Below are 24,383 nucleotides of genomic sequence, written 5' to 3' on the forward strand. Positions count from 1 at the left end.
ATCTGCTTATCGAGGCGGGTGGCCGGGCGTGGTGCGGCCGGCCGTCCAGAGGTCCGGGTGCGGCGGGCCGGTGGCCGCCGGATCCTTCCCCCCTTGGCTGGAGGATCCGACGGCCACGCGGGCTTACTTGCTGAAGTCCGGGACCAGCTTGCTGATCGCGGTCTCCGCGTTGCCCAGTCCCTTGTCCAGCGACTCCTTGCCGCCGGCCATCTTGGTCAGCTCGGTGTCGAGCGGGGCCCACAGCGAGCTGTACTCGGGCAGTTCGGGGCGCGGCTGGGCGGCGGCGAGCACGCCCTGGTAGCCGGCGATGCCGGGGTCGGCCTTGACCTTGTCGGTGTAGGCGTCGTCCCGCGTGGGGAGCGTGGAGTTCTTCAGGGCGATGGCCTCCTGGGTCTTGGCGGAGGTCATGAAGTTGACGAACTTCAGGGCCGCTTCCTGGTGGGCCTTGTCGGAGCCGGCGTAGACCGAGAGGTTGTGGCCGCCGGTCGGGGCGCCGGCCTTGCCGCTGGTGCCGCCGGGGACGGTGGCGATGCCGAGGTTGGTCTTGTCCTTGAAGGCGCTGCCCTTGTAGAAGTTCGTGATCTCCCAGGGGCCCTGGATGATCGCGGCGACCTTGCCGTTGACGAAGGCGTCCTGGATGTGGGCGTAGGCGTCGGCGGTGGTGTCGGCCTTGTGCAGGCCCTTGCCGGAGAACATGCCCAGCCAGGTGGCGTAGCCCTTCTTCGCGGCGGGCGAGTTGATGGTGATCTTCTTGGCGGTGGCGTCGACGGTGTCGGTGCCTTCGCCGTAGAGGGCGGTCTGGGCGTAGTAGGCCTGGGTGGCGGAGCCCCAGTAGCCGTCGACGCCGGTCTTGTCCTTGATCTTCGCGGCGGCGGTCTTCAACTCGGCCCAGGTGGTGGGCGCCTTGGTGATGCCGGCCTTCTCGAAGAGGTCCTTGTTGTAGACCAGGGCGAGGGTGTCGGTGACCAGCGGCACGCCGTAGGTCTTGCCGTCGTACTGGGCCTGCTTGATGAGGTTGGGCTGGAACTTGTCCTGGTCCGCGAGGGCTTCGGTGCCGTCGAGCGGCAGGAAGTAGCCCTTCTTGGCGAAGGCGGGCGTCCAGCCGACCTCGGAGCGCAGCACGTCGGGGGCGCCCTTGGAGCCGGCGGCGGTGTCGAACTTGTTCTGCGCCTGGTCGAAGGGGACGTCGACGTACTTGACCTTGATGTTCCGGTTGGCCTTCTCGAAGTCCTTGACCAGGGCTTCGTACGTCGGGGCCTCATTGGTGGCGTTGGAGGTGTCCCACCAGGTGATGGTGACCGGGCCGTCGGACTTGCTGTCGCTGTCGCTTCCGCCGCAGGCCGACGCCGTGAGGGCGACGGACGCCACCAGCGCGGTGGCCGCTATGCCACGCCGCATGAGTTCTCCTTGAGGGTTAAGCCCGTTGGGGGCGAGGAGACGTTCTGGCCGCCGCCCCCTGTGCCGACTTGAGACTTGCCGACTGCTCCCGCCTGCTCGTGTCAGGTCGGGCGGGTGGGAGGCCGCCGGGCGACGTGAACGTAACAGCGATGCAACCTGGGCGAAAGGGCTTGCAGAAAATTTGTGCAAGAAGGGCGGGTCGGTTATCGGTCCGTGATCCGGTCGGAAGGGGTTGTGGCTTGACGTCGTAGCTGTTCTGCGGGAAGTCCGGCACTTGTGCAAGACTCTGCAAGCTCTTGCCACACGTGCCGGACGGGAGAACCATCCCGTTGCAGAACCGATTACGGAACCGGTTGCCGAACCGACTGCGGAACCGGTTGCGGAACGTTGCAAGGCGAACGTCGACCAGACCACGTAGGGAGCGCGATGACGCAGCAACCCGCACCGGGCCGTTCGAGCGGGCGGGCCCGGCGTCCCTCTGGTGGGCAGCCCACACCACGGCCGGTACAGTCCGGTGCTGTGACCACACGGCTTGCCGACATCGCAGCTCAGGCGGGGGTCAGTGAGGCGACCGTCAGCCGGGTCCTGAACGGCAAGCCCGGTGTCGCCCCGACCACCCGTCAGTCCGTGCTGGCCGCCCTCGACGTACTGGGCTACGAGCGCCCGGTGCGGCTGCGCCAGCGCAGCGAGGGACTGGTGGGTCTGATCACCCCGGAGCTGGAGAACCCGATCTTCCCGGCGCTGGCCCAGGTCATAGGGCAGGCGCTGACGCGGCAGGGGTACACGCCGGTGCTGGCGACGCAGACGCCGGGCGGGTCCACGGAGGACGAGCTGACGGAGATGCTGGTGGACCGCGGGGTCGCGGGCATCATCTATGTCTCCGGGCTGCACGCGGACACCACGGCCGACATGCAGCGCTACGAGCGGCTGCGCGCGCGAGGGGTGCCCTTCGTCCTGGTGGACGGCTTCTCCCCGAAGGTGCAGGCGCCGTTCATCTCCCCCGACGACCGTGCCGCGATGACGCTGGCGGTCACGCATCTGGTGTCCCTCGGACACACCCGGATCGGACTGGCGCTCGGGCCCGAGCGGTTCGTGCCGGTGCAGCGGAAGATCGAGGGGTTCGTACACGCGATGGGAGAGCAGCTCGGTCTGTCGCCCGAGGACGTGCGGACGCGGCTGGTCCAGCATTCGCTGTACACCCTGGAGGGCGGTCAGGCGGCGGCGTCCGCGCTGATCGAGCGGGAGTGCACGGCGGTGGTGTGCGCGAGCGACATGATGGCGCTCGGCGCGATTCGCGCGGCGCGCCAGCGGGGGCTCGAAGTCCCCACGGACGTCTCGGTGGTGGGCTTCGACGACTCCCCGCTGATCGCGTTCACGGACCCGCCGCTGACGACGGTCCGCAAGCCGGTGCCCGCGATGGGGCAGGCGGCCGTGCGCACGCTGCTGGAGGAGATCGGCGGGACGCCCGCGCCGCACAGTGAGTTCGTGTTCATGCCGGAGCTGGTGGTGCGGGGTTCGACCGCTTCGGCGCCGGGGAGCCGGAGTCGTTCCTAGGAACGACGCGCGGCGTCCGTAAGGTGGAGAAGATCTGGCTTGAACCCTTCCAAGAGGTGATCGGCCGAGAAAGGCTTGTCTGGCAGACTCTGTCCCTATGGGTGACAGGACCGTGGCGGAGTGGGAGGGCCGACAGCGGAAGGCCGCTCCCCCACCCGGCGCGGGCACGTCGGTGCGAGGGCACGTGGGGCCGTTCCTCCTGGCCCGGCTGCGCAGGCCCCGTCGTCCGCGCTTCTGGTTCGAAATCCTGCTGATCGCGGTGAGTTACTGGACCTACTCACTGATCCGCAACGCGGTGCCGGAGCAGCGGGCCGAGGCGCTGCGGAACGCGGACTGGCTGTGGCGGCTGGAGAACCACCTGGGGATCGCCGTCGAGGACTCGGTCAACCACGCGCTGAACTCGGCTACATGGCTGATCGTCGGGATGAACTACTACTACGCGACCCTGCACTTCGTGGTGACGCTGGGCGTTCTGGTGTGGCTGTACCGCAGCCATCCGGGGCGGTACACGGCGGCGCGGCTGGCCCTGTTCGCCACGACGGCGGTCGCGTTGCTCGGCTACTACCTGTTCCCGCTGGCGCCGCCGCGGCTGATGAACGGCGGCGGCTTCATCGACACCGTGGTGGTGCACCAGACCTGGGGCTCGATGGCGTCGGGCGATCTGAAGCACATGTCGAACCAGTACGCGGCGATGCCCTCGATGCACATCGGCTGGTCGCTGTGGTGCGGTCTGACCCTCTACGCGCTGGCGCGGGTGCCGTGGGTACGGGTGCTCGGGCTGCTGTATCCGCTGGCGACGCTCTCGGTGATCGTGGCGACGGCCAACCACTTCTGGCTGGACGCGGTGGGCGGCATGCTGTGTCTGTCGTTCGGCTTCGCCACGGCGCGGCTCTGGTACGGCGCGCTGCCGTACACGCTGCCGCGGGCGGCGGGCGCGCCCGCGTTGCTGCCCGCGAAGGTATGAGGGGCCGCGCGGGGTGAGGGGGCCGCGCGGGGTCATGGGGCCGCGTGAGGTCAGGGAGTCGCGTGGCGTGACGTGCGGTCAGGCTTCGTAGAAGAGTTCCTCCACGACCGTCCGTGCCCTTCGGGTCGTGCGCCGGTAGTCCTCGAGCATGTCGCCCACGTGTCCGGGTCCGTAGCCCAGATACCGGCCGACGGCCGCGAGTTCCCTGGTCTGGGAGGGGAAGGTGTCGCCCGCGCGCCCGCGGACCAGCATCACGGCGTTGCGGACGCGGGTGGCCAGGATCCAGGCCTCGTCGAGGATGGCGGCCTCCTCGGCGGGGATCAGGCCGGCGGCGCAGGCGGCGGCGAGGGCGGGGCGGGTGCGGGTGGTGCGCAGGCCCGGTTCGGCCCAGGCGTGCCGCAGTTGGAGGAGTTGTACGGTCCATTCGACGTCGGACAGACCGCCCCGGCCGAGCTTCGCGTGGAGGGTCTTGTCGGCGCCGCGGGGCAGCCGTTCGGACTCCATCCGGGCCTTGAGCCGCCGGATCTCCAGGACGGCGTCGTCGCCGATGCCTTCGGCCGGGTAGCGCAGGGGGTCGATCAGGTCGATGAAGCGGCGGCCCAGCTCCTCGTCCCCGGCAACGGGTTCGGCCCGCAGCAACGCCTGTGCCTCCCAGACCAGCGACCAGCGGCGGTAGTAGGCGGCGTACGAGGTCAGGGTGCGCACGAGGGGGCCGGACTTGCCCTCCGGTCGCAGGTCGGCGTCGATCAGCAGGGGCGGGTCGGTGCTCGGGAGTTGGAGCAGTCGGCGCATCTCGGCGACGACCTTGTTGGCGGCGTCGGCCGCCTCCCGCTCGTCGACGCCGTCCTGGGGCTGGTGGACGAAGAGCACGTCGGCGTCCGAGCCGTAGCCCAGTTCGTGCCCGCCGAAGCGGCCCATGCCGATGACCGCGAACCGGGTGGGCAGGGTGTCGCCCCAGCCCGCGCGGACGACGGCGCGGAGCGTGCCCGCGAGGGTCGCGGCCGTCAGGTCCGAGACGGCGTCGCCGACCAGGTCCACGAGGGCGCCCTGGTCGGGTCCGGTCGGGGTGTCCGCGCTGTCGTAGGAGCCGACGATGTCTGCGGCGGCCGTACGGAACAGTTCGCGCCGTCGTACGCCGCGGGCCGCCGCGACGGCCTGTTCGGCGTTCTCGGCGCGGCCGACGGCCGCAAGGACCTCCTGCTCCAACTGGGCGCGTCCGCGGGGTTCGAGCCCGGCGCCGTCGCCGTCGCCGAGCAGGGCCACCGCCTCGGGTGCGCGCATCAGCAGGTCGGGGGCGAGGCGGCCGGCGGAGAGCACGCGGGCGAGGTTCTCGGCGGCGGCGCCCTCGTCCCTGAGCAGCCGCAGATACCAGGGGGTCTTGCCGAGCGCCTCGGAGACCCTGCGGAAGGTGAGCAGGCCCGCGTCCGGGTCGGCGGAGTCGGCGAACCAGCCGAGGAGCACGGGCAGCAGGGTGCGCTGGATGGCGGCCCTGCGGGTGACGCCGGAGGCGAGCGCCTCCAGGTGGCGCAGGGCGGCGGCCGGGTCCTCGTAGCCGAGGGCGATCAGGCGTTCGCGGGCCGCCTCGGGGCTCAACCGGGCTTCGCCAGGCGCGAGTTGGGCGACGGCGTCGAGCAGGGGGCGGTAGAAGAGCTTCTCGTGCAGGCGGCGTACGACGCCGGTGTGCCGCCGCCATTCGAGGGTCAGTTCGCCGATGGGGTCGGTGCGCAGGCCGAGCGAGCGACCGAGGCGCCGCAGATCGCCCTCGTCCTTGGGCAACAGGTGGGTACGGCGCAGCCGGTAGAGCTGGAGGCGGTGCTCCAGGGAGCGCAGGAAGCGGTAGGCGTCGTCGAGTTGGACGGCGTCGACGCGTCCGATGTAGCCGCCGGCCGCCAGGGCCTTCAGGGCGTCGAGCGTGGTGCCGCTGCGCAGGGAGGTGTCGGCGCGGCCGTGGACCAACTGGAGGAGCTGTACGGCGAATTCGACGTCCCTGAGTCCTCCCGGGCCGAGCTTCAGTTCGCGTTCGACCTCACCGGCGGGGATGTTGGCGATGACCCGGCGGCGCATCTCCTGGACGTCGGGGACGAAGTTGTCGCGCTCGGCGGCGTGCCAGACGAGGGGGGCGAGGGTGGCGACGTAGCTCTCGCCGAGGTCGCGGTCGCCCGCCACCGGGCGCGCCTTGAGCAGGGCCTGGAACTCCCAGGTCTTGGCCCAGCGTTGGTAGTAGGCGAGGTGGCTGCTGAGGGTGCGGACGAGGGGGCCGTTGCGGCCTTCGGGGCGCAGGTTGGCGTCCACGGGCCAGATGGTGCCCTCGACCGTGACGTCGGAGCAGATCCGCATCATGTGCGAGGCGAGCCGGGTCGCGGCCTGGAGGGCCTTGATCTCCTCGGTGCCGCCCGCGGCTTCGCCGACGAAGATGACGTCCACGTCGGAGACGTAGTTCAGTTCGTGGCCGCCGCATTTGCCCATCGCGATCACCGCGAGCTTGCAGCAGGCGTCGTCGTCGGGGGCCGCGGCGCTCGCGAGGGCGAGGGCGGCGCGCAGGGTGGCGGTGGCAAGGTCGGCCAGTTCGGCGGCGGTCTCGGCGACGTCGATGGTGCCGCACACGTCGCGCGCGGCGATCGAGAGCAGACAGCGGCGGTAGGCGACGCGCAGCGAGACGGGGTCGTGGGCCTGGGCGAGCTGGCGTTCGAACTCCGTGACGCCGGGGTGGAGGTCCCGCTGCTCGTAGGTGACCAGCGCGTGCCAGTCGCCGGGGTGGCGGGTGAGGTGGTCGGTGAGCGCGGCGGAGGCGCCGAGGATCCCGAGCAGCCGGTCTCGCAGGGGCTTGGCCGAGATCAGCGTGTCGAGCAGCTCGTGCCGGGCGGTGGCGCCGGGCTGCGCCTCCACCAGCCGGACCAGGCCGTGCAGCGCGAGATCGGGGTCGGCGGTCGCGCCGAGGGCGTCGAGCAGGACGGGGTCGGTCCTTATCGACGCCAGCTCGGCGCTGTCCAGGAGCCGCTCGGCGGCGGAGGGGGCGGTGAAGCCGTGCCGCAGCAGCCGGGTGAAGGTGCTGCTCCTACGCCCTGGCACCGTCATCTGGGCCTCCCGCCGAATCGCACACGTCCTGGCCAGAGCCTAGTTGTACTGTCCCGATGATGCCGGGCCCCCGCCACGGGGCCCGGCATCGAGTACGTCGACCGCCTTACAACACCGGCAGGTTCTTGCGCAGTTCGAACGCCGTGACCTCGCTGCGGTACTCCTCCCACTCCTGGCGCTTGTTGCGCAGGAAGAAGTCGAAGACGTGCTCGCCGAGCGTGCTCGCGATCAGGTCGCTGTGCTCCATCAGCGTGAGGGCCTCGCCCAGGTTCTGCGGCAGCGGGTCGATGCCCATCGCGCGACGCTCGCGGTTGGTCAGCGCCCAGACGTCGTCCTCGGCGCCCGGCGGGAGTTCGTAGCCCTCCTCGATGCCCTTCAGACCGGCGGCGAGCAGGACCGCGTAGGTCAGATACGGGTTGGCGCCCGAGTCGATCGAGCGGACCTCGACGCGCGCCGAACCCGTCTTGCCCGGCTTGTACATGGGCACGCGCACCAGCGCCGAGCGGTTGTTGTGGCCCCAGCAGATGTACGACGGCGCCTCGCCGCCCGCGCCCGCGGTGCGCTCGGAGCCGCCCCAGATGCGCTTGTAGGAGTTCACCCACTGGTTGGTGACCGCCGAGGCCTCCGCCGCGTGCCGCAGCAGGCCCGCGATGAACGAGCGGCCGACCTTGGAGAGTTGGTACTCCGCGCCGGACTCGTAGAACGCGTTCCGGTCACCCTCGAACAGGGACAGATGGGTGTGCATCCCGCTGCCCGGGTGCTCCGAGAACGGCTTGGGCATGAACGTCGCCTGGACGCCCTGCTCCAGCGCGACCTGCTTCATGACCAGGCGGAAGGTCATGATGTTGTCGGCCGTGGAGAGCGCGTCGGCGTAGCGCAGGTCGATCTCCTGCTGGCCGGGGGCGCCCTCGTGGTGGGAGAACTCGACGGAGATGCCCATCGACTCCAGCATCGTGATCGCCTGGCGACGGAAGTCCTGGCCGACGCTCTGCGGGGTGTAGTCGAAGTAGCCGGAGTTGTCGGCCGGGGTGGGCGGGGTGCCGTCCAGGGGCTTGTTCTTCAGCAGGAAGAACTCGATCTCCGGGTGGGTGTAGAAGGTGAAGCCCAGGTCGGAGGCACGGGCGAGGGCGCGCTTGAGGACGTATCTCGGGTCGGCGAAGGACGGGGAGCCGTCGGGCATGAGGATGTCGCAGAACATCCGGGCCGTACCCGGCGCCTCGGCGCGCCACGGCAGTATCTGGAAGGTCGAGGGGTCCGGCCTGGCGATCATGTCGGACTCGTAGACCCGGGCGAAGCCCTCGATGGCGGAGCCGTCGAAGCCGATGCCCTCGTCGAAGGCCTGCTCCAGCTCGGCGGGCGCCACGGCCACCGACTTCAGGAAGCCCAGCACGTCCGTGAACCACAGACGTACGAACCGGATGTCGCGCTCCTCCAACGTCCGGAGCACGAACTCCTGCTGCTTGTCCATCTTCCGCTTCCCCATCCTTGCTGGTCAGACCGCCTGTGTCCGCCGTCGTCACGGGAGCCGGCCGGGCACCTGGGCATCACACCACACCAGCGTTTCACGTGCATTGCGGTGCCCTGTCGCCCATCTTGCCCCCTCTCGCCCGTGTCCGTAACGGTCCGTCGCGCCCCCGCAAGGGCCGGATGGCACTTTCCCCACGTGAGCGATCCCACCCGCCCATAAGTTGCATCTGAAATACCACTTTCCATACCGTCTGATGCAGACGATCGACCACAGACGATCGACTGAGTCATCCAGGAGTGACGATGCTGTCCGAGCAGTCCGCGGCGACCGTCCGCGCCACCCTTCCCGCCGTCGGCGCGGCCATCGGCGAGATCACCAAGTCGTTCTACGGCAAGATGTTCGACGCCCACCCCGAGCTGCTGCGCGATCTGTTCAACCGCGGCAACCAGGCCTCCGGCGCCCAGCAGCAGGCGCTCGCCGGTTCCATCGCCGCCTTCGCGACCCACCTGGTCGACCACCCCGACGAGCGCCCCGACGTGATGCTCAGCCGCATCGCCCACAAGCACGCCTCGCTGCACATCGTCCCCGAGCAGTACCCGATCGTGTACGAACACCTGTTCGCCGCCATCGCGGAGGTGCTCGGCGACGCGGTCACCCCCGAGGTCGCCGCCGCCTGGAGCGAGGTCTACTGGCTGATGGCCAACGCCCTGATCGCCATCGAGAAGCGGCTGTACGAGCAGAGCGGGCAGACGGAATGGCGTGAGTGGAAGGTCGTCGAGCGGATCGAGGAGACCCCCGACGTCGCCACCTTCAAGCTGAGCCCGGTCGACGACGCGCCGGTGCCCGACTCCCGCGCGGGCCAGTACGTCTCGGTCGGCGTCCACCTCGCGGACGGCGCCCGGCAGATCCGCCAGTACAGCCTGACCGCGGCCCCCGGCTCGTCGGTACGGCAGTTCGCCGTCAAGCGGGTGCTCGGTGACGCCACGACCCCCGACGGCGAGGTCTCGAACCACCTGCACGCCCACGTGCACGAGGGCGACGTCCTCCAGCTCTCCGCCCCGTACGGCGACCTGGTCCTGGACGCCACCGACGCGCCCCTGCTGCTCGCCTCCGCCGGTATCGGCGTGACCCCGATGATCGCGATGCTGGAGCAGCTCGCCGAGTCCGGTCACCGCGCCCCGGTCACCGTGGTCCACGCCGACCGCACCCCCGCCACGCACGCCCTGCGCGGCGACCACGAGGCCTTCGCCGCCAAGCTGCCGGACGCGGCCGTGCACTTCTGGTACGAGCAGGACGCCCCGGAGTCCGCGCACACCGGCCGGGTCGACCTGACCGCCGTGCCGGTGGCCTCGGGCACGCACGCCTACCTGTGCGGTCCGCTGCCCTTCATGCGCGCGGTGCGCGCCCAGCTCATCGAGAAGGGTGTGGCGCCCGCCGACATCCACTACGAGGTCTTCGGGCCGGACCTCTGGCTCGCGTGAGCGACCCTCGCACCTGACCCATCGACGTCCGCCGTGTCCTGTGACGCGGCGGACGTCGCGCGTTCCCCTGTTCCGGGCAAGGACGGCGAGCGGTCAGGGCTGCCTGCGGGAGATCTCCAGCAGCAGGGGGCCGGTCGGCGCCGCGGCCACGTCCTCGATCGTCAGCGGGTCCAGCGAGACGAAGAACGCCTCCTGGGCCTGGCGCAGCGCGCCGCGCAAGCGGCATCCGGAGCTGAGCGGGCAGGGCGCGTTGGTGACGCCCTCGCAGTCGACCACGTCACCGCCGCCCTCGAAGGCGCGGACGAGCCCGCCTATCGACGCCGTACGGCCCGCCTCGGTGAGCGCCAGCCCACCGCCCCGGCCGCGCCGGGCCTCCAGCAGCCCCCGGTGACGCAGATCGGCGACCACCTTCGCGGCATGCGTGTACGGCACGTCCATGTGCGCCGCCACCTCACGGGTCGTGGGGGTCGAGCCGTCGGCGACGGCGAGCCGCATCAGGACGCGCAGCGCGATGTCGGTGGAACGCAGCAGCCGCATGCGTTCAGCCTAATGCCCGCATCAAATAATGGACATCTGTGGTTCAAGTTATCGACAGGTAAGCCGCTTCTTCGGTCATTCCGTGTCTCCCGCTCCCCCGGCTCTCCCCTTCCCACTACCATCGGCGGGCCCGTCCGTCCCTCTCCTCTCCCCAAGGACTCGCCATGGACAGCGCCCCCCAGCCCGGGACCGGCCCCGCCGAGCGCGCCCGCAAGCACCGCAACCGGACCCTGACGATCGGGGCCACCATGGCCGTCGTCGCCGGTCTCGCCGTCGGCGGTGTCGTCCTGGTCGACGCGCAGTCCGGGGGCAAGGCCGCCGCGGCGAGCGACGCGAAGCCGGGCGGTTCTCCGCAGGCGGGCAGCCCGATGGCGGGCGACCCTGCGGCGAGCGGCACGAAGACCTCGGGCCACTTCGTCACGGGCGCCGACGGCGTGAAGACCTGGAAGGGCACGCTGGGCCGCAACCACACCACGAACCCGGTGACGTACCCCATGAAGCCCCCGGTCGGCGGCGACCACCACCCGGTCTGGCAGAACTGCAACGGCGACGTCTATCCGAAGCCGGTGGCCGACGTCCACGCCGTGCACGCGCTGGAGCACGGCGCGGTCTGGGTCACGTACACCAGCAAGGCGTCCAAGGCGGACGTCGACGCGCTCGCGGCCAAGGTCAGGAAGACCCCGTACACCCTGATGAGCCCGGTCGAGGACCAGAAGGACCCGCTCATGCTCACCGCCTGGGCCCATCAGCGCACGGTCGAGAGCGCGACCGACCCGGCCGTCGACGCGTTCTTCGGCCGGTTCGTCCAGGGCCCCCAGACGCCCGAGCCCGGCGCCACCTGCAGCGGCGGGGTGACCCGATGAGGCACCTCGGCTGGATCGCCGGGGCCGCGACGGCAGCGCTGGTCGCGGCCGGGGCGGTCACCTACGCGATCGCCGAGGACGGCGGCGGTTCCGGCTCCACCACGAAGGCGCCCACCGCCGACTCCGCGGACGCGGGCTTCGCGCGGGACATGGCGGTCCATCATCAGCAGGCCGTCGAGATGTCGTTCGTCGTCCGCGACCGCACCCGCGACGAGGACGTGCGCAGGCTCGCGTACGACATCGCGCAGACGCAGGCCAACCAGCGCGGCATGCTGCTGGGTTGGCTCGATCTGTGGGGGCTGCCCAAGGTGTCCCCCGACCCGCCGATGACCTGGATGGGCATGGGCGGCACGGCCTCCGGCAAGGACGGCGCGCTGATGCCGGGCATGGCCACCAACACCGAGCTGAAGAAGCTGGGTTCGCTGAGCGGCAAGCAGGCCGAGATCCTCTACCTCCAGCTCATGACCGACCATCACCGGGGCGGCGTCCACATGGCCGAGGGCTGCGCGACCAGGTGCACGGTCGGCGTGGAGAAGAGGCTCGCGCAGGGCATGGTCGACTCCCAGCGCTCGGAGATCGAGCTGATGACGACCATGCTCAAGGAGCGGGGAGCGAAGCCGCGCGCTCAGGGATAGTCGGCGCCCAGGCGGCACACGGGCCCAAGAGGGAGCCGTCGAAACTACCCCAAACTCCCGCCACCGACAGTCACTTGAGCCTTCCTTGGCCTTTCCATTCCCCTGACATGAACCGTTCATCGCCAGAGTGGCCCCACCGCGTGATCTCTTCACCGCGCCCACGTCGCGCGGCGCTCTCCGCGGATCAGCGACGGACCACGACATGCGACGAACCGCATCGCAGGGGGTTTCATGAGATCCAATCGTGCCAAGGCGCGCGCCGGAGTGAGCCTGGCGGCCACGCTGCCGCTGCTCGCCGGTGCTCTGGCGCTCGGCATACCCGCGGCCCACGCCGCGGACAACCCCGGCCGGGCCACGCTCGCGGGCACCAAGCCCACGTGGGCGACGGCCACGGCGGACCGGGGCGCCACGAGCGACGCCACCAAGGTCACCGCCCGGGTCTATCTCGCCGGTCGCGACGCGGCGGGTCTGACCGCCTACGCGACGGCCGTGTCCGACCCGAAGTCGCCCCAGTACGGCAAGTACTTGAGCGCCAAGGAGGCGCAGCGGCGCTTCGGCGCCACCAAGGCGCAGATCATCGCGGTGACCGAGTGGCTGACGGCGTCCGGTCTGAAGGTCACCGGCACCACGGCGCACTACCTCACCGTCACCGGTGACGCGACCGCCGTGCAGAAGGCGTTCGCCGCCAGGCTGCACAACTACACCAAGGGCAACCGGACTTACCGCGCCCCGGAGCGGGCCGCGTCCGTGCCCGCCGCGCTCCGGGACGCGGTCCTCACCGTCTCCGGTCTGGACAACGCCCCGCACAAGGCGAGCCACAAGGACACGCTGCCGCCGCCGGACGCCGTGTTCCGCAACTCCGGCCCGTTCTCCTCGTACTACGGCTCGAACACGGCCACCACGCTGCCCAAGGCGTACGGTCAGCACGTCCCGTACGCGGTCAGGGGCTACACCGGCAAGCAGCTCCGTGCCGCGTACGGCGCGCGCTCGGCGACCGGCAAGGGCGTGACCGTCGCGATCACCGACGCGTACGCCTCCCCGACCATCGCCCAGGACGCGGCGGCCTACGCCAAGAAGAACGGCGACGCGCCCTACAAGAAGGGGCAGTTGACCCAGGTCCTGCCGGACGACTACACGAAGACCGAGGAGTGCGGGGCGGCCGGCTGGTACGGCGAGGAGACCCTCGACGTCGAGGCCGTGCACGCGGTGGCTCCGCAGGCGAACATCGTGTACGTCGGCGGCGCCTCCTGCTACGACGACGACCTGCTCGACTCGCTGAGCAAGGTCGTCGACAGCCACCTGGCGGACATCGTCTCCAACTCGTGGGGCGACCTCGAGTCCAACCAGACCCCGGACCTGGCCGCGGCCTACGACCAGATCTTCCAGCTCGGCGCGGTGCAGGGCATCGGCTTCTACTTCTCCTCCGGTGACGACGGCGACGAGGTCGCCAACACCGGCACGAAGCAGGTCGACATGCCGGCCAACTCGGCCTGGGTGACGGCGGTCGGCGGTACCTCGCTGGCGGTCGGCAAGGGCGACAAGTACCAGTTCGAGACCGGCTGGGGCACCACGCGTGCCGCGCTGTCCGCGGACGGCAAGAGCTGGACGGACTTCCCCGGCGCGTTCAACTCGGGCGCGGGCGGCGGCACCAGCCGGACCGTGCCGCAGCCTTCGTACCAGAAGGGCGTCGTCCCGAACGCGCTCGCCAAGGCGAACCGCCCGGCCGGCAACCGCGTCGTCCCGGACATCGCGGCGGTCGCCGACCCGAACACCGGCTTCCTCGTCGGCCAGACGCAGACCTTCCCCGACGGGTCGCAGCAGTACTCCGAGTACCGCATCGGCGGCACCTCGCTCGCCGCTCCGGTGATCGCGGCCGTCCAGGCGCTCGCCCAGCAGGAGCGCGGCAAGCCGATCGGCTTCGCCAACCCGGCGCTGTACCAGCGCTACGGCTCGAAGGTCTACCACGACGTGGTGGACAAGCCGAACGGCAAGGAGTACGCGGTCGCCCGCGTCGACTTCGCCAACACCTACGACGCCTCCGAGGGTCTGCTCACCTCGGTGCGCAGCCTCGGCAAGGACAGCTCCCTGAAGGCCGTCCGCGGCTACGACGACGTCACCGGGGTGGGCTCGCCCGCTCCCGGCTACGTCGAGTCCTGGCGCCGTCACTGAGCACCGGCCGACCGGTGTGCCGCGTGTGCCCGTCCCTCGTACCTCGGGGGCGGGCGCCCGCGTCTTCGGGGCACCGTCCGCGGGATGTCCCACGCGGGATGTCCCACGCGGGATGTCCCACGTGGGGTGCCCCACACCCCATTGTGTCGCTCTGACGATTACTGGCGTCTAGACTGGTCGGGTGCCTCAACTACGTCTCGCCCTGAATCAGATCGACTCGACCGTCGGTGATCTTGCCGCCAACGCCGAGGCGATCGTCCGCTGGACCCGGCACTCCGCCGAGCGCGGAGCGCATCTGGCGGCGTTCCCCGAGATGGCGCTGACCGGATACCCCGTCGAGGACCTGGCCCTGCGGTCCTCCTTCGTCGAGGCCTCGCGGGCGGCCCTGCGGGACCTCGCCGCGCGGCTCGCCGACGAGGGGCTCGGGGAACTGCCGGTGATCGTCGGCTATCTCGACCGCAGCGAGAGCGCCCAGCCCAAGTACGGCCAGCCCGCCGGTGTTCCGCAGAACGCCGCGGCGGTGCTGCACCGCGGGCGGATCGCGCTCACCTTCGCCAAGCACCACCTGCCCAACTACGGCGTCTTCGACGAGTACCGCTACTTCGTGCCCGGCGACACGATGCCGGTCGTGCGGCTGCACGGCGTCGACATCGCGCTGGCCATCTGCGAGGACCTGTGGCAGGAGGGCGGCCGGGTCCCCGCCGCGCGCAGCGCGCGGGCCGGGCTGCTGCTCTCGATCAACGCCTCCCCCTATGAGCGGGACAAGGACGACACGCGTCTGGACCTGGTCCGCAAGCGGGCGCAGGAGGCCGGGTGCACCACCGCCTACCTCGCCATGATCGGCGGGCAGGACGAGCTGGTCTTCGACGGGGACTCGATCGTCGTCGCACCGGACGGCGAAGTGATCGCGCGGGCGCCGCAGTTCGCCGAGGAGTGCGTGGTCCTGGATCTCGACCTGCCGGCGGCGGAGGACGCCCCCACGGGCGTGGTGGACGACGGTCTGCGCATCGACCGGGTGGTGCTGTCCGAGGACCCGCTGCCGGCGTACGAGCCGGAGCGGACGGGCGGGCAGGCCGAGCGGCTGGAGGACGACGCGGAGGTCTACTCGGCGCTGGTCGTGGGCCTGCGCGCGTATGTGACGAAGAACGGCTTCCGGTCCGTGCTGATCGGCCTGTCCGGCGGCATCGACTCGGCGCTGGTCGCGGCGATCGCGTGCGACGCGGTGGGCGCGGAGAACGTGTACGGCATCTCGATGCCGTCGAAGTACTCCTCCGAGCACTCCAAGGACGACGCGGCGGAACTGGCCCGGCGTACCGGCCTGAACTTCCGTACCGTCCCCATCGAGCCGATGTTCGCCGCGTACATGGACTCCCTCGGCCTGACCGGCCTCGCGGAGGAAAACCTCCAGTCCCGGCTGCGCGGCACGCTGCTGATGGCGGTCTCCAACCAGGAGGGCCACATCGTGCTGGCGCCCGGCAACAAGTCGGAGCTGGCGGTGGGGTATTCGACGCTCTACGGCGACTCGGTGGGCGCGTACGGCCCGATCAAGGACGTGTACAAGACGTCGATCTTCCAGCTCGCCCAGTGGCGCAACCGCGCCGCCGAGGAGCGCGGCGAGACCCCGCCGATCCCCGAGAACTCGATCACGAAGCCGCCGAGCGCGGAGCTGCGACCGGGTCAGGTCGACACGGACTCGCTGCCCGACTACCCGGTCCTGGACGCGATCCTCGACCTGTACGTGGACCAGGACAAGGGCGCGGACACGATCACGGCGGCGGGCTTCGACCGCGACCTGGTGGTGAAGACGCTCCGCATGGTCGACACCGCGGAGTACAAGCGCCGCCAGTACCCGCCGGGCACGAAGATCTCGGCCAAGGGCTTCGGCAAGGACCGCCGCCTGCCGATCACGAACAGGTGGCGCGAGCACATGTAACGCCGTACAGGCTCGACGCAGAACAGCGAGCAGCCCGCCGACGGGGGAAGATCGGCGGGCTGCCGCGGGCCCCGTACGGGGCCGGGGGAACCGCGCGGCCGGGCGGTGCGAGGCGGCGCGCGGCAGGTCGGCTACCGCCGGGCGGCTGCCGCCCGGCGGTGGACTGCTCAGTGGACCGAGTGCTCCTCGAGCGGGAACGTCCCGCCCACGACCTCCTCGGCGAACGCCTTCGCCGCGTCACCCATGACCTGGCGCAGATCGGCGTACTTCTTCACGAACTTCGGCACCCGGCCGCCGGTCAGCCCCAGCATGTCGGTGCCCACCAGGACCTGCGCGTCCGTCTCCGGGCCCGCGCCGATACCGACCGTCGGGATGTGCAGGACGCGCGTCACCTCGGCGGCCAGCTCGGCCGGGACCAGTTCGAGGACGACCGCGAACGCGCCCGCGTCCTGCACGGACTTCGCGTCCCGCAGAAGCTGCGCCGCGGCCTCCTCGCCGCGCCCCTGCACCCGGTAGCCCATGGCGTTGACCGACTGCGGGGTCAGCCCGATGTGCGCCATGACCGGGATGCCGGACTCCACCAGCAGCTCGATCTGGCGGTGCGAGCGCTCGCCGCCCTCCAGCTTCACGGCGCCGACACCGGCCTCCTTGACCAGGCGGGTGGCCGAGCGCAGCGCCTGCACCGGGCCCTCCTGGTACGAGCCGAAGGGCAGGTCGGCGACGATCAGGGCGCGCTGGGTGCCCCGGACGACCGCGGCGGACAGCACGGCCATCTCGTCGAGGGTGACGGGCACGGTGGTCTCGTACCCGAGGTGGCAGTTGCCCGCCGAGTCACCGACGAGCATGACCGGGATCCCGGCCTCGTCGAACACGGACGCGGTCATCGCGTCGTACGCGGTGAGCATCGGCCACTTCTCGCCGCGCTCCTTGGCGGCGGTGATGTCGCGTACGGTGATGCGGCGGGTGCTCTTCCCTCCGTACAGCGCCTTGCTGCTGTCGGACGGCTTGAGCGCGCCCTGCGCGGGCTGCATCTGGGCAGCCGGAAGCTGCGTCATCGCAACGGCTCCTTCTGTCATCTCGAGGCACCCTCACGGTGTCCCCGGATCACCTCCATGGTGGCACCTCGTGCCAGGCGGGGCCAGGGCGGGGGACGAGAGCGTCACCCAGAACGAGGTCCCATACGGTCCCGTACAAGTGTTCGCAAGGTCTCGGTAAAGGATTTACGATACGAGACGGTTCCGTATCGTAATACCCCTACGCTCAAGCGCATGACATCTCCTGCTGCCCCTGTCGAACGCCGGGTTCCCGAGGCGATACACCGGCGACGGTGGGCCATCCTCGGTGTGCTGATGCTCAGCCTGCTGATCGTGGTGCTCGACAACTCCATCCTGAACGTCGCCATCAAGACGATCTCCACTCCGGCACCGACCGGACTCGGCGCCACCCAGAGCGAGTTGGAGTGGGCCATCAACTCCTACACGCTCGTCTTCGCCGGACTGCTGTTCACCGCGGGCCTGCTCGGCGACCGCCTGGGCCGCAAGAAGACGCTGCTGGCCGGTCTCCTCGTCTTCGGCGTGGGCTCGGCGCTCGCGGCCGAGTCCGGCTCACCGGTCCAACTCATCGCGTTCCGCGCGGTCATGGGCCTCGGCGCCGCCTTCGTGATGCCCGCCACGCTCGCGATCCTGATGAACGTCTTCGAGCGCGAGGAGCAGCCCAAGGCCATCGGTATCTGGGCCGGCAGCGTCGGCCTCGCCATCGCCATCGGACCGATCACCGGCGGTGTGCTCCTCGACCACTTCTGGTGGGGCTCCGTCTTCCTGATCAACGTGCCCATCGTGGTCATCGCGCTGGGCCTGATGCTCTGGCTGGTCCCCGACTCCCGCGACCCCAACCCGGGCCATGTCGACCCCGTCGGCGTCGTCCTGTCGGTCGTCGGCCTGGTGCTGCTCGTCTACGGCATCATCAAGGGCGGCCAGCTCGCCGACTTCACCGACCTCACGGTGCTCGCCACCATCGCCGCCGGTGTCGCCGTGCTCGTGTTCTTCGTGGTGTACGAGAAGCGCAGCGACCACCCGTCCATCGACGTCACGTACTTCAAGAACAAGGTCTTCTCCGCCGCCATCACCGCGATCGCGCTGGTCTTCTTCGCACTGATGGGCGTGACCTTCTTCTCCGTCTTCTACACCCAGAGCGTGCGCGGCTACACGCCGCTGCAGACCGGTCTGCTGATGCTGCCGCTGGCCGCCGCGCAGATGATCTTCGCGCCGCGCGCCCGGCTGCTGGTCGACCGGTTCGGCAACAAGGCCACGACCACCGCGGGCATGGTCCTCGTCGCCGCGATGCTCGCCGCGTTCGCGACACTGGAGGCGGACACGCCGATCTGGTTCCTCGAGGTCATGTTCTTCCTCATGGGCACCGGCATGGCCCACATCATGACCCCGACCAGCGTCGTCATCATGCAGGCGCTGCCCCGCGAGAAGGCGGGCTCCGCGTCCGCGCTCAGCAACACCTTCCGCCAGGTCGGCGGCGCGCTCGGCATCGCGGTCCTCGGCTCCGTGCTGTCGACGGCGTACCGCAACGGCATCCAGGACAAGCTCGGCCCGCTCCCGGCGGACGTGCGCCACACCGCGGGCGAGTCGATCGAGGCGACGCTCGGGGTGGCCGCGAAGCTCGGCCCGAACGGCAAGGCCCTGGTCGGCCCGGCCAACGACGCGTTCCTGCACGCCATGCACACCACGGCCCTGTGGGGCACGGGAGTCGCGCTGCTCGGCACGCTCGTGGTGGCCCTGTACCTGCCCGGCAAGCAGCAGCCCGCGCACCGTACGGAGCAGGGTGAGACGGAGGAGACGGAACTGGTGAGCGCGGAGAAGTGAGGCAGGCTTCGGCCGGGCACCCGGGGGCGGGGTGTCCGGCACGGCACAGGGGGGCAAGAATCATCCCAGTGCAGCATGGACGGAGTCGAAACGTGAGCCTTGCCGACAGCGGCCCCCGGCAGGACTGCCCCGTACGCGGACGCCCCCGCAGCGAGGCCGTCGAACGGGCCATCATCGACGGCGTGATGAAGCTCATCGAGGACGGGGTGCCCCTCGCGGACCTGTCCATCGAGCGCATCGCCCGCACCGCCGGTGTCGGCAAGGCCACCATCTACCGCCGCTGGAGCAACAAGGACGACCTCTTCATCGACGCGGTGCGCTCCGCCGAGCCCGAGGACCCCGAGCTGCCCGGCGTCTCGATGCGCGACGACCTCGTCGTCCTCCTGGAGTACCTGCGCAGGCGCGGCCTCGCCAGCCGCACCTCGGCGCTCCTGCACAACGCGCACGTCCAGATGAAGTCCAACCCCAAGATCTGGGCCGCGTACCACGCGTGCGTCGTCGCCCCCCGGCGCCGGCTCGGGACCGAGGTCCTGCGCCGCGGGCAGAAGAACGGCGAACTGCGCGAGGACGTGGACGTGGAGCTGATGAACGACATCATCGTCGGCCCCATGCTCGTACGCTCCGTGCTGCGCCCCGACTCCGAACTGGAGGAGGGCCTCGCCGAGCGGATCGTCGACACGGTCCTGGAAGGCCTGCGCCCCGTCAGTTCGTAGCCCGGTGCCCCGTGTCCCGTGCCCGGTGCCCCGTGCCTCGTGTCCCGGTGGCCCGACAGATCTTGTACGCGTTTCGTCACAAGAGTCCGGCTCGGGAGAGTGTGCGGAACTCCGGGCACCGCCTTCTTCGTCCTCGTGCCCGTACGGCCGTCATGGACGGCAGGATGGAACGTGATCATCCCCTAGGGTCTACCGGTGGGGACGACGGTGTGCACGGCAGGCTGTGAGGCGACGGAATGGCGCAGGCGTACATGACGGAGACGGGCAGCGGCGGACAGGGACCGGACCGCCGAGGGTCCTGGCTCCGGCGCCTGACCGACACCCTGCGCGGCGACCGGGGCATCTGGCGTCGCGGCACCGTCCTGGCCGCCGTCGCGGTGATCCTCGCGCTGGTGATGCTGCTGCACGCCCGTATCCCCAACCGGGTCGGCAACCTCGGCAGCCTCAACGAGACGTTCCTGCCCTGGCTCGGGGTGCTCGTCCCACTGCTGCTGATCCTCGCGCTGGTGCGGAGATCGGCCACCGCGCTGATCGCCGTCCTGCTGCCCGCAGTCATCTGGCTGAACCTCTTCGGCGGGCTGGTCGGCGACAAGACCGCCACGGGCGGCGAGTTGACGGTCGCCACGCACAACGTCAACGCGGAGAACCCCGACCCCTCCGACACCGCCCGCGACGTGGCCGCCTCCGGCGCGCAGGTACTGGCCCTGGAGGAGCTGACGCCGTCCGCGGTGCCGGTGTACGAGAAGGCGCTGGCGTCGACGTACCGCTACCACGCGGTCGTCGGCACGGTCGGGCTGTGGAGCACGTACCCGATGACCGGGGTCAAGGCCGTCGACATCAAGCTGGGCTGGAAGCGGGCGATGCGGGCCACCGTGGCCACGCCGAAGGGAGAGGTCGCCGTCTACGTCGCCCATATGCCCTCGGTACGGGTGAAGCTGGCGGCCGGGTTCACCGCGCGGCAGCGGGACACCAGCGCGGAGGCGCTCGGCGAGTCCATCGCCGACGAGCGGCTCGACAAGGTGATCCTGCTCGGCGACCTCAACGGCACCATGAACGACCGCTCGCTCAAGGGCGTCACCTCGCAGATGCGCTCCACGCAGGGCGCGGCGGGCAGCGGCTTCGGGTTCAGTTGGCCCGCGGCCTTCCCGATGGCGCGGATCGACCAGATCATGGTCCGGGGCATCGAACCGGTCAGCTCATGGACCCTGCCACGGACCGGGAGCGACCACCTGCCGGTCGCGGCGCGGGTGAAGGTCGACACCTCGGCGTCCTGACCGCTTCACCCCCGCGGGGTCGTTTGTTCCCCGTTCGAACATAAGATGAGTCGTCCATAAGAGTGGGCCGTCCGGATCGTCCTCCGCTCCTCGCGAGTGATCATCGCTTCTCGCAAGCGACCTTCACTCCTCGCGAGCGATCCTTCGCTCCCCGGAGCGACCGCACTCCTCGCACGCCCCCTCGCTTCCTCGAACGACCCTCGAAAGACGAAGGCCCCCATGCCCCTGGCCCTGCTCGCCCTCGCCGTGGGCGCCTTCGGTATCGGCACCACCGAGTTCGTGATGATGGGCCTGCTGCCCGGCGTCGCGAGCGATCTGCACATCTCCATCCCCACCGCCGGGCATCTGGTCTCGGCGTACGCGCTGGGCGTGGTGATCGGCGCGCCGCTGCTCGCCGCGGTCACGGCCCGGATGCCGCGCCGTACGGTCCTGATCGGCCTGATGGTCCTGTTCGTCCTGGGCAACGCGCTGTCCGGGCTCGCCCCCGGCTACCACGGGCTGCTGGCCGCGCGGTTCCTGAGCGGTCTGCCGCACGGCGCGTTCTTCGGCGTGGGCGCGGTCGTCGCCACCCACCTCGTCGCGCCCGAACGCAAGGCCCGCTCGGTCTCGTTGATGTTCCTGGGCCTGACGGTCGCGAACATCGCGGGCGTGCCGGTGGCGACGCTGGCGGGCCAGCATCTGGGGTGGCGGGTCACGTTCCTGGGCGTGAGCGCCGTGGGCGTGGCCGCGATCGTCTCCCTGTTCCTCCTGATCCCGAGGGACGACGCCCCCGCCCCGGCGGGCGGCCTGCGGGGCGAGTTGGCGGCGCTGCGGTCCCTGCCGGTCTGGCTGGCGCTCGGGACGACGGTGGCGGGCTTCGGGGCGCTGTTCTCGGCGTACAGCTATGTGACGCCGATGCTGACGGACGCGGCGGGATACGCGGACAGCAGTGTCACCCTGCTGCTGGCCCTGTTCGGGGTGGGCGCGACGATCGGCAACCTCGCCGGCGGGCGGCTCGCGGACCTCTCGCTGCGAGGCACGCTGCTCGGCGGCATGACCGCGCTGATGGCCGTGCTGTGCCTGTTCCCGCTGCTCATGGGCGCCCCGTGGAGCGCGGCGCTGGCCGTGACGCTGCTGGGCACAGCGGCGTTCGTCACCGGCTCGCCGCTGCAACTGATGGTCATGGAGAAGGCGTCGGCGGCCCCGTCCCTGGCATCCTCGGCGAACCAGGCCGCGTTCAACCTCGCCAACGCGGGCGGTGCCTGGATCGGCGGCCTCGCTCTGGCCGCGGGCTTCTCCGTCACCTCCCCGGCCCTGGCGGGCGCGGCCCTCGCGGCGCTGGGCCTGGCGGTGGCGGGCCTCGCCTACGCGGTCGACCGCCGCACCGCTCCTCAGCCGGGCCCGGAACGCCTGGTGGCGACCCATGTCCCGGAGCCCACGGAGAGCGTGCGCGGCTGAGCGCCGGGCATGCTCCGGACGGACTGCCGGTGGCCCGTCCGTCGGTGGCCCGTAGACGGATCGTCGGCGGTTCGTCGGCGGGTGCGGCGGCTGTAGGTGACCTGTCGGCGGTCTGTCGGCGGCGGCTGGCACCGTCATCGGCATGACACGCATCGACAACACTCCCCACGACGCCGTATCGGACGCGGCCGTCACCGTACGGGGGCTGGTCAAGCACTACGGCGAGACCAAAGCGCTGGACGGCGTCGACCTCGACGTGCGCGAGGGCACCGTCCTCGGGGTGCTCGGGCCGAACGGCGCCGGGAAGACCACCCTCGTCCGCTGTCTGTCCACCCTCATCACCCCGGACGCCGGGCAGGCGACGGTCGCGGGCTACGACGTCGTCCGCCAGCCCCGGCAGACCCGCCGCGTGATCGGTCTCACCGGCCAGTACGCGTCGGTGGACGAGAAGCTCTCCGGCTACGAGAACCTCTACATGATCGGCCGGCTGCTCGATCTGTCCCGCAAGGAGTCCCGCGCACGGGCCGACGGCCTCCTGGAGCGGTTCTCGCTCACGGAGGCGGCCAAGCGCCCGGCGTCCACGTACTCCGGCGGTATGCGCCGCCGCCTCGACCTCGCCGCGTCCATGATCGGGCACCCCGCCGTGCTGTACCTGGACGAGCCGACCACCGGTCTCGACCCGCGCACGAGGAACGAAGTGTGGACCGAGGTCAAGCGGATGGTCGCCGAGGGCGCGACCGTACTGCTCACCACCCAGTACATGGAGGAGGCCGAGCAGTTGGCCTCCGAGCTGACCGTCATCGACCGCGGCAAGGTCATCGCGGGCGGCCGGGTCGACGAGCTGAAGGCCAGGGTCGGCGGCCGTACTCTGCGCATCCGCCCGGCCGACCCGCAGGAGCTGCGCCCGACGGCCACGGCGCTCGACGAGTTCGGCCTCACCGGGATCGGCAAGGCGACCGCGGACACCGAGACCGGCACCGTCCTCGTCCCGATCCTCAGTGACGAGCAACTGACCGCGGTGGTCGGCGCGGTCACCGCCCGCGGCATCACGCTCGCCGGTATCACCACCGAACTGCCCAGTCTGGACGAGGTGTTCCTGTCCCTGACCGGTCACAAGATCAGCAGCCCGCAGGACGACGCGTCCGCTGCCCGCGAGGAGGTCGCCGCATGAGCGCCGCCACTCTCACCAGCCCCGTGACCGTCGGCGAGGGCCGGATCGGACTGCGCGGCAATCTACGCCACATCGGTGCCCTGATCCGCCGCAACCTGCTGTGGATCCGGCAGGACCCGGAGTCGATGTTCGACGCGGTCCTGATGCCGATCGTCTTCACCCTGCTGTTCGTGTTCGTCTTCGGCGGAGCCATCGCGGGCACCGACAACCGCGAGGCCTACGTCAACTACGTGGTGCCCGGCCTGATGGCGATGATGGGCATGAACATCGCCATGGGCGTCGGGACCGGCTTCAACCAGGACTTCCAGACGGGCGTGATGGACCGCTTCCGGTCCCTGCCGATCGCCCGCTCCTCCGTCCTGATCGCGAAGATCGTCGTGGAGCTGGCCCGGATGCTGGTCGCCATCGCGATCCTGCTCACGGTCGGCTTCCTGCTCGGCCTGTCCGTCTCGAACGTGCCGGGCCTGTTCGCCGCCATCGGTCTGGCGGCGGTGTTCGGCTTCGGGATCATGTGGATCTTCCTGACCATGGGCGTGGTGATGAAGAACGCCCAGGCCATCCAGGCGATGGGATTCCTCGTGCTGATGCCCTTGCAGTTCGGCTCGTCGATCTTCGCGCCGACGGACACGATGCCCGGCTGGCTCCAGGCCTTCACGGACTACAACCCGCTGTCGTCGCTGGCGGACGCCGCCCGCGGTCTGATGAACGGCGGCCGGCCGATCGCCCACGACGTGCTGGTGACCGTGATCTGGTCGGTGGTCCTCACGGCGGTCATGGCCCCCATCGCCATCCGCAAGTACACGACGAAGAGCTGACCGGGCACCGGCATCACCGGTCC

At 70.6% G+C, this 24,383-nt stretch carries 18 protein-coding genes; 13 read left to right on the forward strand and 5 right to left on the reverse strand.

From position 1 onward, the window contains the following. Positions 1–123 precede the first annotated feature (123 nt). The gene (locus NGF19_RS03790) at positions 124–1,398 is read right to left on the reverse strand and encodes an extracellular solute-binding protein (protein WP_252422126.1); all 1,275 of its coding nucleotides are present in this window, start codon (positions 1,396–1,398) and stop codon (positions 124–126) included. 519 nt (positions 1,399–1,917) lie between these two features. Between NGF19_RS03790 and NGF19_RS03795 the strand changes: the two genes are divergently transcribed. Beyond that, positions 1,918–2,952, forward strand: a complete 1,035-nt coding sequence (locus NGF19_RS03795) for a LacI family DNA-binding transcriptional regulator (RefSeq protein ID WP_308288444.1) — start codon at positions 1,918–1,920, stop codon at positions 2,950–2,952. A gap of 97 nt (positions 2,953–3,049) precedes the next feature. Beyond that, complete coding sequence (locus tag NGF19_RS03800) at positions 3,050–3,916, forward strand: phosphatase PAP2 family protein (protein ID WP_252422128.1); 867 nt, start codon at positions 3,050–3,052, stop codon at positions 3,914–3,916. Between the two features lie 78 nt (positions 3,917–3,994). Here the strand turns inward: NGF19_RS03800 and NGF19_RS03805 are convergent, their stop codons facing one another. Next, the gene (locus NGF19_RS03805; RefSeq protein WP_252422129.1) at positions 3,995–6,991 is read right to left on the reverse strand and encodes a bifunctional [glutamine synthetase] adenylyltransferase/[glutamine synthetase]-adenylyl-L-tyrosine phosphorylase; all 2,997 of its coding nucleotides are present in this window, start codon (positions 6,989–6,991) and stop codon (positions 3,995–3,997) included. Between the two features lie 106 nt (positions 6,992–7,097). Then, on the reverse strand, positions 7,098–8,459 hold the full coding sequence (gene glnA2, locus NGF19_RS03810) for a gamma-glutamylpolyamine synthetase GlnA2 (RefSeq protein ID WP_252422130.1): 1,362 nt from the start codon (positions 8,457–8,459) through the stop codon (positions 7,098–7,100). Between the two features lie 302 nt (positions 8,460–8,761). On the opposite strand from glnA2, the gene NGF19_RS03815 reads away from it, so the two are divergent. Continuing rightward, positions 8,762–9,940 carry a globin domain-containing protein gene (locus NGF19_RS03815; protein ID WP_252422132.1) on the forward strand — a complete coding sequence of 393 codons (1,179 nt, stop codon included), beginning with the start codon at positions 8,762–8,764 and terminating at the stop codon, positions 9,938–9,940. Positions 9,941–10,033: 93 nt separating this feature from the next. Here the strand turns inward: NGF19_RS03815 and NGF19_RS03820 are convergent, their stop codons facing one another. Then, positions 10,034–10,477, reverse strand: coding sequence for an RrF2 family transcriptional regulator (locus NGF19_RS03820; RefSeq protein WP_252422134.1), 444 nt, complete (start codon positions 10,475–10,477; stop codon positions 10,034–10,036). A gap of 164 nt (positions 10,478–10,641) precedes the next feature. On the opposite strand from NGF19_RS03820, the gene NGF19_RS03825 reads away from it, so the two are divergent. From NGF19_RS03825 to NGF19_RS03840, 4 genes are all read left to right on the forward strand, one after another. Continuing rightward, positions 10,642–11,340, forward strand: a complete 699-nt coding sequence (locus tag NGF19_RS03825) for a thioredoxin-like domain-containing protein (protein WP_252422135.1) — start codon at positions 10,642–10,644, stop codon at positions 11,338–11,340. Further along, entirely contained in the window at positions 11,337–11,975 is a 639-nt protein-coding gene (locus tag NGF19_RS03830) for a DUF305 domain-containing protein (RefSeq protein WP_252422136.1), read from the forward strand. Before NGF19_RS03825 ends, NGF19_RS03830 begins: the two co-directional genes overlap by 4 nt. Before the next feature lie 231 nt (positions 11,976–12,206). Then, positions 12,207–14,144 carry a S53 family peptidase gene (locus NGF19_RS03835; protein ID WP_252422137.1) on the forward strand — a complete coding sequence of 646 codons (1,938 nt, stop codon included), beginning with the start codon at positions 12,207–12,209 and terminating at the stop codon, positions 14,142–14,144. A 181-nt stretch (positions 14,145–14,325) separates the two neighbouring features. After that, positions 14,326–16,077, forward strand: coding sequence for an NAD+ synthase (locus NGF19_RS03840; protein ID WP_252422138.1), 1,752 nt, complete (start codon positions 14,326–14,328; stop codon positions 16,075–16,077). 167 nt (positions 16,078–16,244) lie between these two features. Here NGF19_RS03840 and panB read toward each other — a convergent pair whose 3' ends face one another. Next, complete coding sequence (gene panB, locus NGF19_RS03845) at positions 16,245–17,132, reverse strand: 3-methyl-2-oxobutanoate hydroxymethyltransferase (RefSeq protein ID WP_252422139.1); 888 nt, start codon at positions 17,130–17,132, stop codon at positions 16,245–16,247. Between the two features lie 213 nt (positions 17,133–17,345). Here panB and NGF19_RS03850 point away from each other — a divergent pair, with 213 nt between their 5' ends. The 6 genes from NGF19_RS03850 to NGF19_RS03875 all read left to right on the forward strand — a co-directional run bounded on the left by NGF19_RS03850 (position 17,346) and on the right by NGF19_RS03875 (position 24,360). Beyond that, positions 17,346–18,950 (forward strand): MFS transporter, encoded by a 1,605-nt coding sequence (locus NGF19_RS03850; protein ID WP_252422140.1) that lies wholly within the window; start codon positions 17,346–17,348, stop codon positions 18,948–18,950. A 92-nt stretch (positions 18,951–19,042) separates the two neighbouring features. Beyond that, entirely contained in the window at positions 19,043–19,663 is a 621-nt protein-coding gene (locus NGF19_RS03855) for a TetR/AcrR family transcriptional regulator (protein WP_252422141.1), read from the forward strand. A 236-nt stretch (positions 19,664–19,899) separates the two neighbouring features. Beyond that, on the forward strand, positions 19,900–20,937 hold the full coding sequence (locus NGF19_RS03860) for an endonuclease/exonuclease/phosphatase family protein (RefSeq protein WP_252422142.1): 1,038 nt from the start codon (positions 19,900–19,902) through the stop codon (positions 20,935–20,937). 219 nt (positions 20,938–21,156) lie between these two features. Then, a complete protein-coding gene (locus tag NGF19_RS03865) occupies positions 21,157–22,374 on the forward strand; it encodes an MFS transporter (protein WP_252422143.1) in 1,218 nt (405 codons plus the stop codon). A gap of 142 nt (positions 22,375–22,516) precedes the next feature. Continuing rightward, entirely contained in the window at positions 22,517–23,545 is a 1,029-nt protein-coding gene (locus tag NGF19_RS03870; RefSeq protein ID WP_252422145.1) for an ATP-binding cassette domain-containing protein, read from the forward strand. Next, positions 23,542–24,360 (forward strand): ABC transporter permease, encoded by an 819-nt coding sequence (locus NGF19_RS03875; protein WP_252422146.1) that lies wholly within the window; start codon positions 23,542–23,544, stop codon positions 24,358–24,360. The genes NGF19_RS03870 and NGF19_RS03875 overlap by 4 nt, the downstream gene beginning before the upstream one ends. Positions 24,361–24,383: the final 23 nt, after the last annotated feature.

The organism is Streptomyces macrolidinus (assembly GCF_023887685.1).
Lineage (GTDB): Bacteria > Actinomycetota > Actinomycetes > Streptomycetales > Streptomycetaceae > Streptomyces > Streptomyces macrolidinus.

Excerpts from the sequence above, each read along its gene's own strand:
- panB (WP_252422139.1), bottom strand. The coding sequence starts at position 17,132 with ATGACGCAGCTTCCGGCTGCCCAGATGCAGCCCGCGCAGGGCGCGCTC.
- NGF19_RS03820 (WP_252422134.1), bottom strand. The coding sequence starts at position 10,477 with ATGCGGCTGCTGCGTTCCACCGACATCGCGCTGCGCGTCCTGATGCGG.
- NGF19_RS03825 (WP_252422135.1), top strand. The coding sequence starts at position 10,642 with ATGGACAGCGCCCCCCAGCCCGGGACCGGCCCCGCCGAGCGCGCCCGC.
- NGF19_RS03860 (WP_252422142.1), top strand. The coding sequence starts at position 19,900 with ATGGCGCAGGCGTACATGACGGAGACGGGCAGCGGCGGACAGGGACCG.
- NGF19_RS03835 (WP_252422137.1), top strand. The coding sequence starts at position 12,207 with ATGAGATCCAATCGTGCCAAGGCGCGCGCCGGAGTGAGCCTGGCGGCC.
- NGF19_RS03790 (WP_252422126.1), bottom strand. The coding sequence starts at position 1,398 with ATGCGGCGTGGCATAGCGGCCACCGCGCTGGTGGCGTCCGTCGCCCTC.
- NGF19_RS03865 (WP_252422143.1), top strand. The coding sequence starts at position 21,157 with ATGCCCCTGGCCCTGCTCGCCCTCGCCGTGGGCGCCTTCGGTATCGGC.
- NGF19_RS03870 (WP_252422145.1), top strand. The coding sequence starts at position 22,517 with ATGACACGCATCGACAACACTCCCCACGACGCCGTATCGGACGCGGCC.
- glnA2 (WP_252422130.1), bottom strand. The coding sequence starts at position 8,459 with ATGGACAAGCAGCAGGAGTTCGTGCTCCGGACGTTGGAGGAGCGCGAC.
- NGF19_RS03800 (WP_252422128.1), top strand. The coding sequence starts at position 3,050 with ATGGGTGACAGGACCGTGGCGGAGTGGGAGGGCCGACAGCGGAAGGCC.
- NGF19_RS03850 (WP_252422140.1), top strand. The coding sequence starts at position 17,346 with ATGACATCTCCTGCTGCCCCTGTCGAACGCCGGGTTCCCGAGGCGATA.
- NGF19_RS03815 (WP_252422132.1), top strand. The coding sequence starts at position 8,762 with ATGCTGTCCGAGCAGTCCGCGGCGACCGTCCGCGCCACCCTTCCCGCC.
- NGF19_RS03805 (WP_252422129.1), bottom strand. The coding sequence starts at position 6,991 with ATGACGGTGCCAGGGCGTAGGAGCAGCACCTTCACCCGGCTGCTGCGG.
- NGF19_RS03830 (WP_252422136.1), top strand. The coding sequence starts at position 11,337 with ATGAGGCACCTCGGCTGGATCGCCGGGGCCGCGACGGCAGCGCTGGTC.
- NGF19_RS03875 (WP_252422146.1), top strand. The coding sequence starts at position 23,542 with ATGAGCGCCGCCACTCTCACCAGCCCCGTGACCGTCGGCGAGGGCCGG.